General features: G+C 26.8%; 6 protein-coding genes. All 6 read left to right on the top strand.

Annotation, left to right across the window (positions count from 1 at the left end; all coding sequences use genetic code 11):
• The first annotated feature begins 171 nt into the window (after window positions 1-171).
• The 6 genes from NNC19_RS17770 (at window position 172) to NNC19_RS17745 (ending at window position 6701) form a co-directional block, all read left to right on the top strand.
• A complete protein-coding gene (locus NNC19_RS17770) occupies window positions 172-903 on the top strand; it encodes an ATP-binding cassette domain-containing protein (protein ID WP_310940025.1) in 732 nt (243 codons plus the stop codon).
• Window positions 896-2083, top strand: coding sequence for an ABC transporter permease (locus NNC19_RS17765; protein ID WP_310940024.1), 1188 nt, complete (start codon window positions 896-898; stop codon window positions 2081-2083). Before NNC19_RS17770 ends, NNC19_RS17765 begins: the two co-directional genes overlap by 8 nt.
• Window positions 2084-2220: 137 nt before the next feature.
• Window positions 2221-3768, top strand: a complete 1548-nt coding sequence (locus NNC19_RS17760) for an FHA domain-containing protein (protein WP_310940023.1) — start codon at window positions 2221-2223, stop codon at window positions 3766-3768.
• 353 nt (window positions 3769-4121) lie between these two features.
• On the top strand, window positions 4122-4832 hold the full coding sequence (locus NNC19_RS17755; protein ID WP_310940022.1) for a hypothetical protein: 711 nt from the start codon (window positions 4122-4124) through the stop codon (window positions 4830-4832).
• Between the two features lie 368 nt (window positions 4833-5200).
• The gene (locus tag NNC19_RS17750; RefSeq protein WP_310940021.1) at window positions 5201-5914 is read left to right on the top strand and encodes a hypothetical protein; all 714 of its coding nucleotides are present in this window, start codon (window positions 5201-5203) and stop codon (window positions 5912-5914) included.
• 73 nt (window positions 5915-5987) lie between these two features.
• Complete coding sequence (locus NNC19_RS17745; RefSeq protein ID WP_310940020.1) at window positions 5988-6701, top strand: hypothetical protein; 714 nt, start codon at window positions 5988-5990, stop codon at window positions 6699-6701.
• Window positions 6702-6754 lie beyond the last annotated feature (53 nt).

Below are 6754 nucleotides of genomic sequence, written 5' to 3'. Positions count from 1 at the left end.
TTTAGTATTCCATGCTTTTAAATTTAGCTTGCAAAATAATTTTCCCGAAGGGAGCGTGGCATAGCCACTTTTTTTATGGTAATTGAGGAATATTAACCAATAATATCTAGTTTATGTTGAATATTTATTATATAATTAACAATGACAAATGCGAAATGGGGGGGAGAAATTTTGTTAGAAGTAAAAGAGCTTACTAAAAAGTTTAAAGAAGTAACAGTTGTTGATAATTTATCTTTTCAAGTAGAAGAAGGTGAAGTTGTAGGACTACTTGGAGAAAATGGTGCAGGAAAAACTACTACACTTAGAATGATTTCAACAATGCTGAAGATAACTTCAGGAAAAGTTGTTGTAAATAACTTGAATGCAAGTAAAGAACCTAATAAAGTCAGAGGAGAAATAGGAATACTATTTGGTGGAGATGTTGGTCTTTATGATAGACTAAGTGGACGAGAAAACATTAAGTATTTTGCTAATCTATTTGGAATGAATGATGAAGAGGCAAATAAGAGAGTTGATGATTTAACTAGTGAATTTGGTATGATAGAGTATATTGACAAGAAAGTGGGGAAATTTTCAAGAGGAATGAAACAGAAGGTTTCTATTGCTCGTTCTATTGTTCATAATCCATCAGTAATGCTTTTTGATGAGCCTTGTACAGGTCTTGATGTAAGAGCAACAAGAATAGTTCATGATTTTATAAAGAAATGCCAAAAAGAAAATAAAGTTATATTATTCTCAAGTCATTCAATGGGTGAAGTTGAAAAACTTTGTGATAGAGTGATTATAATTCATAAAGGAAAATTATTGGAAAATGCAACAATAAAGGAACTTAAAGAAAAATATAATAATGAAGATTTAGAAGAAGTATTCTTTAATTTAATTGGAGGTGAATCCAATGAATAATTTTATTACTGTTTTGAAAAAAGAATTGACTGATATCTTAAGAGATAGAAAAACTATTGCCTTTACTATATTATTGCCTATATTAATTTATCCAGTAATGTTCAAAGTTATGGGCACAACAATAAAAAGTGGGGAAAAGGATGCAGAGAAGGAAATAAGACTTGTTATTGAAGGAGATACAGATTCAAGTTTAGTTCAGATTTTAAAATCTCAGAATAATATAACAATAAAAAATATAGAAGATCCTTCAAAAGCATTAAAGGATGGTGAAATAGAGCTAATAGTTAATTTGCCTAAGAATATTGATAAAAATATAGCTGAAAATAAGGAAACTAAAATAGAATTGCTAGTAGATGATCAATCAGATAAATCTACAATTGCGGCTGGAATGGTAAATACACTTTTTGATAATTATAGTAAACAAGTAGTTCAACAAAGATTAAATGGATTGGGTGTGGAATCAACTATACTTACACCATTTAGTATAGAACAAAAATCTGGAATAAGTGAAGACGGAAAGATGAATTCAGCAGCTAATATGCTTATGGGAATGCTTCCAGGTATGATTGTGTTATTCCTTCTTACACCAACTGTAGGATTAGCAGCTGATATGGGTGCTGGAGAGAAAGAAAGAGGAACGTTTGAACCTTTGTTATCAACATCTGGAAATAGAAACTCTCTTTTATGGGGAAAGATAGCAAGCATGGCTATAATTGCTGTCGTAGCTTTAATTGCTAGTATGATATCTTTATCTGTTTCTTTTAAGGGATATATAGCATCGGTAGCAGGAACGGAAATATCATTGGATATTAATTCAAAAGCAATAGCAGTAGTAATATTGTTTGCAATATTTATAATAGTTGCAATTTGTACTCTTCAAATAGGGATAAGTATTTATGCAAGATCTACAAAGGAAGCTAACACATATCTTTCAGGATTATTAATTCCCATGATGTTATTAGTATTTGTTCCAATGTATATGAATGTTAAAAGTATAAAGGAAATATTCTTTCATATACCATTAATAAATGCAGTTTGCGTTATGAAAGAATCTCTATTTGGAATATATAATCTTCAACATATATTAATGGTGTTAGGATGGCATATATTATATATAATTGTAATAGTGACTATAACAAAATATATGTTTTCAAGAGAAGAAGTTGTCTTTAGAAGTTAATTTAATAATATTAAAAATAGAATTCCAACTTATATAAAAATAGGTTGGGGTTTTATTTTTTATTTCGGTTTTTTTATCGATAGTTGTAATTAAAAAGGGCAGATGGTAATATATTAAAGAATGGAGGGGTAAAAGATATGGATTTTACAAAAGAAATAAGTTTTGAAACAAAAATAAGTAATGATAAAACTTATTTAATAGGAAATTTTAAGAATTTGGAATTGATTGATTTTCAAATTGAAATGATTAATGGGTATTTTTGTAGTAAATATTTGAGTATTGGAAAAAGACAGGTTAACTTAGAATATCAATTATATTATGAAATAACATCATTAATTTCTATAGATGTATATTTAAAAACAAATAGAATATCAAAAAAGGATTTTTTAGATCTTATAAAAAATCTATGCATTGGAATTGTTAAAGCTGAAGAACGATATTTGTCAAGTAATAACTGTGTATTAGATGAGAAGAAGATATTTATTGATAAAGAAAGTTTACAAGTAAAATATATTTACATTCCAATAGAAGAAAAATATAATTCAAACACAGACGAAAAATTCAAGAACATTATCAAAACTATAATTTTAGAGTATGCAAATGTTGAAAAATCTTATTCACATGAATATATACAAAAAATGTTGAATTTCATAAATGAAGGAGAATTTTCAATTAAGGAATTCTATAATTTCTTTCTAAGTGACATATATATTGAAGTAGATGATTTTAGACTAAACAATATAGAAAAAAATGATGATTTAATACAAATAAGTAATGAACAATTTAAAGAAACTAATGGCTGTGATAATGGAAAATCTCAAGATAATGAAGTGTCAGTAAAAGATTGGTATAGAAGAATGTATATTATAATGGGTGTTGCTGGAGCTGTTACATTTATCTTATCTATTTTAGCATTTATTTTCTTAAATGATTTTCATATAAGTATGAAAATAGGTTTTGTTTTCTTACTTATAATGATAGATTGTGTTATATTTGGAGTTTTATTAAACAAGAAAAAGAGAATTAAATTAGATGATGAGGAAAAGATAGAGGAGATTCAAGGGATAGATAAGTCTATCATGATCCAAAATAAGAAAATAAATAAAGATAATGAAATAGACAATAATAGGGTTAATGATTTTAATAACTATAACAACTGTGAAAAAAATATTCAAAATTATGAAAAAAATAATAGTATTTCTAATAAAAATGATATACCAACCCATAATTATGATAATTTTAAAAGTATAAAAAATGATGTACAGAGTGATAATTTTAAAACTAACAATAATATAAACTTTGAAGAAGTTAATGAATCTAAAGAGTTAGAAGAAAGTATGGAGTTAATAGTAAGTTCGGAAGAGGAAACTATGTTACTTTTAACAAATGAAGCTTATTTATTATCAAGTGATTCAGGAGAAGTTGTAAAAATTCATATAAATAAGGAGAGATTCAAGCTTGGAAGATTATCAACAAAAGTAGACTATACAATAGCAAGTAATGTTGTAGGAAAAATTCATGCAGAAATTATTATGGAAGAAGGAAGTTATTATATTGTTGACTTAAGTTCTAAAAATGGAACTTTTATTAATAGAAGAAGATTAGAAAATAATGTACCATATCAATTAAATAATGATGATGAAATTATGATAGCAAATGTAAAATACATATTTAAGTTATATTGATAAGTATATTATTATACTCAAATTACATATTTAATTTGAACAGTTAAAGATAAATAACTAAAAAGCATATGAATTGTGTTCAGTTTTTGTCAAAAAATAAAATAAAAAGTGACTAAAGTCCTAAAAAAATACTACATGTAGTCCTATTTACAAAGGTTATGCAAGTACGTATTATTTATAAAAGGGGACGTTTTGTATTTAAAATTGTTCTGGAAAAATGAAAATAAGTATTGTATTTCGACATACTGAACGAAGGATAAATGAAGGGAAGGCATGGTTGAAATAGGGTATAGGTGATGTATTGAAATGTTTTAACAACTTTACATAAAAGATTAAACCTTTAGGGGGAAGATATGAATAAAAAGAAGATTATAGCTTTAATAATGTCTATAACACTAGCATTTAGTATAGTTGGATGTGGAGAAAATGATGATGGAGAATCAACTTTAACAGAAAACACAACTAAAGAAGGAACTTTTTCAAATTCAAAAGATGAATTAAATAAGATTGAAATAACACAAGAAAATGTTTTTAAATTAGGTGACAAACAAACAAAAGAGATTAAGACAATCATTGAAAAATATGGAGTAAAAACAACAGAGTTATACAGTGAAGACAAAAATTCAGCAGTTATTTTTTCTGAGGATATAAATGAAACAGGATTTGATGATACAAAAGGCTATTCTATACAATCAAATGGAAATATAACAGTTAATGATGGTGGAAATCATAATTATGGAATGGTTTATGGAGCATGTATAAAGACAGATGAGCATGATAGTCCATTTTATAGTTATGATATAACAATAAATTATCCAGAAGAAGAATTTAAATTAAATAATTTTAAATTGTTTAAGGAGTTAGTAAAAGAAGTTGAAGGTAATTATTATAATGAGGATTCATTAGATACATTTATCAAAGAACACTTTAAGAAAATACAAGATGGTAAAATTGCTAGTAAATCGGCAAGAGAAATAGGACCTTTTCGAGAACAAATTGATGGTGGAGATAGAAGAGTAGGTAATAATACTATGGTAACTTTCAGTTTCTCATTAAGAGATTAATATGTAATTTTTAAAGTATTAGGTGAATTAATATTATTTCAGCTATATTTATATCATTAGTAATTATTATGTTAAAAAAAATCTGCATAGTATTAATAATTTATTGTAAGTCAAACGTAATTATATACGGTTGGCTTATATTTTTAATATAATTTGAATATTGCGACAAAAATATTTGGTTTTTATGAAAAAAATGGAGAAAAGGGACCATGGTCCTAAAAAAATACTATATAAAGTCCTATTTACAAATATTATGTAAGTACGTAAAATTTATAGAAGAGATACAATGTGTTGTAAAGCAAAAATTATTAGAAAAGATAGTAATATTTATTTACTTTGCAAAAAAGATAAAAAATAAGGGGTTAGAGATGGGGAAAAAAAGAATCTTTGGAGTAATCATATTATTAACATTAGCCTTTAATATAGAAGGTTGTGAAAATATTAGCATAGGAGGTTCATCTTTAACTGGAATATCAAAAGAGAATGAAAATACTTCTAAAAATAATTTAGAAGGACAAAGACGTGAATTTGCAGATGCAGAAATCATTCAAATAGGATCAGAACAAACTAAGATAATAAAAGAAATTCTTAATAGATATGGGGTGAAAACTTCATACAATGCAGAAAAAAATGCAACTACATATATAGCTATATCTAAAGATGAAAATGATTGTGGGTATGCTGGGGCAAAAGGATATACCATAGCAACAAATAAAGGGGTAAAGATTAATGATGGTGGAGATCATCAATATGGAATAATTTACAATGCATATAAAGCTCAAAGGAATAATGAACCTACTTATGTATATCAAATTACAATGGAATTTTCAGCAAAAGAAGAATTTAAAATAGACAATTTTAAATTGTTTAAAGAATTGGTTAAAGGCATACATGGTAATAAGTATGACCTTGTTTCATTAGAAAACTTTATGAAAGAACAATTAAAAGATGTACAATCTGGAGGCGTAGTTGGGGGAAAAACTAGAGATGTAGGGAGTTATAGAGAATGTATTGAAGATGGAGGAAAAGATTTAACTAAAAATACATGTACTATAACTTATTCAGTAACACTTAAGGATTAATGTATCTAAATTATATAAGTTTTTGTGAAAAACATACTATTTTGGATAGAATAGAGCAAACGAGGAGTAAACGATGAATAGAAAGAGAATTTTTACATTATTAATTTCATTAACATTAGCTTTAAATATAGCAGGTTGTGGGAAAAGTGAGACTGAAAGTACGTCTTCGTCAGAAACTACAACTGAAGAAGGAAGTTCTGCTAGTGCAGAAGAGAATTTCACAAAGATAGAAAATACAGAAAATACTATTTTTGAATTAGGTTCAAAGCAAACAAAAGAAATTAAAGAAATTTTAGAAAAATATAGTGTTAAGACAGCCTATAATGCTGATAAAAATATGAAAGCTCAGGTTCGTATAGCTAAAGATGAAAATGATTGTTCAATTAAAGGAGCAAAAGGATACAATATATCAACAACTGGAACTTTAAAAGTAAATGATGGTGGGGACCATGGTTATGAAGTGATTTATAATGCATATCAAACAGAAAATTCCACCGAACCACGTTATTTATATAGAATTACAATAGAATATCCAGCAGCAGAAGAATTTAAATTGGATAATTTTAATATGTTTAAGGAATTAGTTCAAGAAGTACATGGTGATAGTTATGATTTTGCCTCTTTAGAAAGTTGGATTAAAGAACAATTGACTAAAAAGCAAGCTGGAGAAAAGCTTGGAGGGACAACAAGAGATATGGGATCTTATAGTGAGGCATTAGAAGGTGGAGATAAAAAGGCAGGTACAGAAGTGTATAGTTTAACATATGCAGTATCTCTTAGAAAATAATTTATAATAAATAATACTATATGAGAGGTGTTTATGTTAAACGCCTTGATTAT

It is taken from the genome of Clostridium sp. SHJSY1, assembly GCF_031626875.1.
Classification (GTDB): domain Bacteria; phylum Bacillota; class Clostridia; order Clostridiales; family Clostridiaceae; genus Clostridium.
This window is presented reverse-complemented; position numbering and strand designations above follow the sequence as displayed.

Excerpts from the sequence above, each read along its gene's own strand:
- NNC19_RS17760 (WP_310940023.1), top strand. The coding sequence starts at position 2,221 with ATGGATTTTACAAAAGAAATAAGTTTTGAAACAAAAATAAGTAATGAT.
- NNC19_RS17765 (WP_310940024.1), top strand. The coding sequence starts at position 896 with ATGAATAATTTTATTACTGTTTTGAAAAAAGAATTGACTGATATCTTA.
- NNC19_RS17750 (WP_310940021.1), top strand. The coding sequence starts at position 5,201 with ATGGGGAAAAAAAGAATCTTTGGAGTAATCATATTATTAACATTAGCC.
- NNC19_RS17745 (WP_310940020.1), top strand. The coding sequence starts at position 5,988 with ATGAATAGAAAGAGAATTTTTACATTATTAATTTCATTAACATTAGCT.
- NNC19_RS17755 (WP_310940022.1), top strand. The coding sequence starts at position 4,122 with ATGAATAAAAAGAAGATTATAGCTTTAATAATGTCTATAACACTAGCA.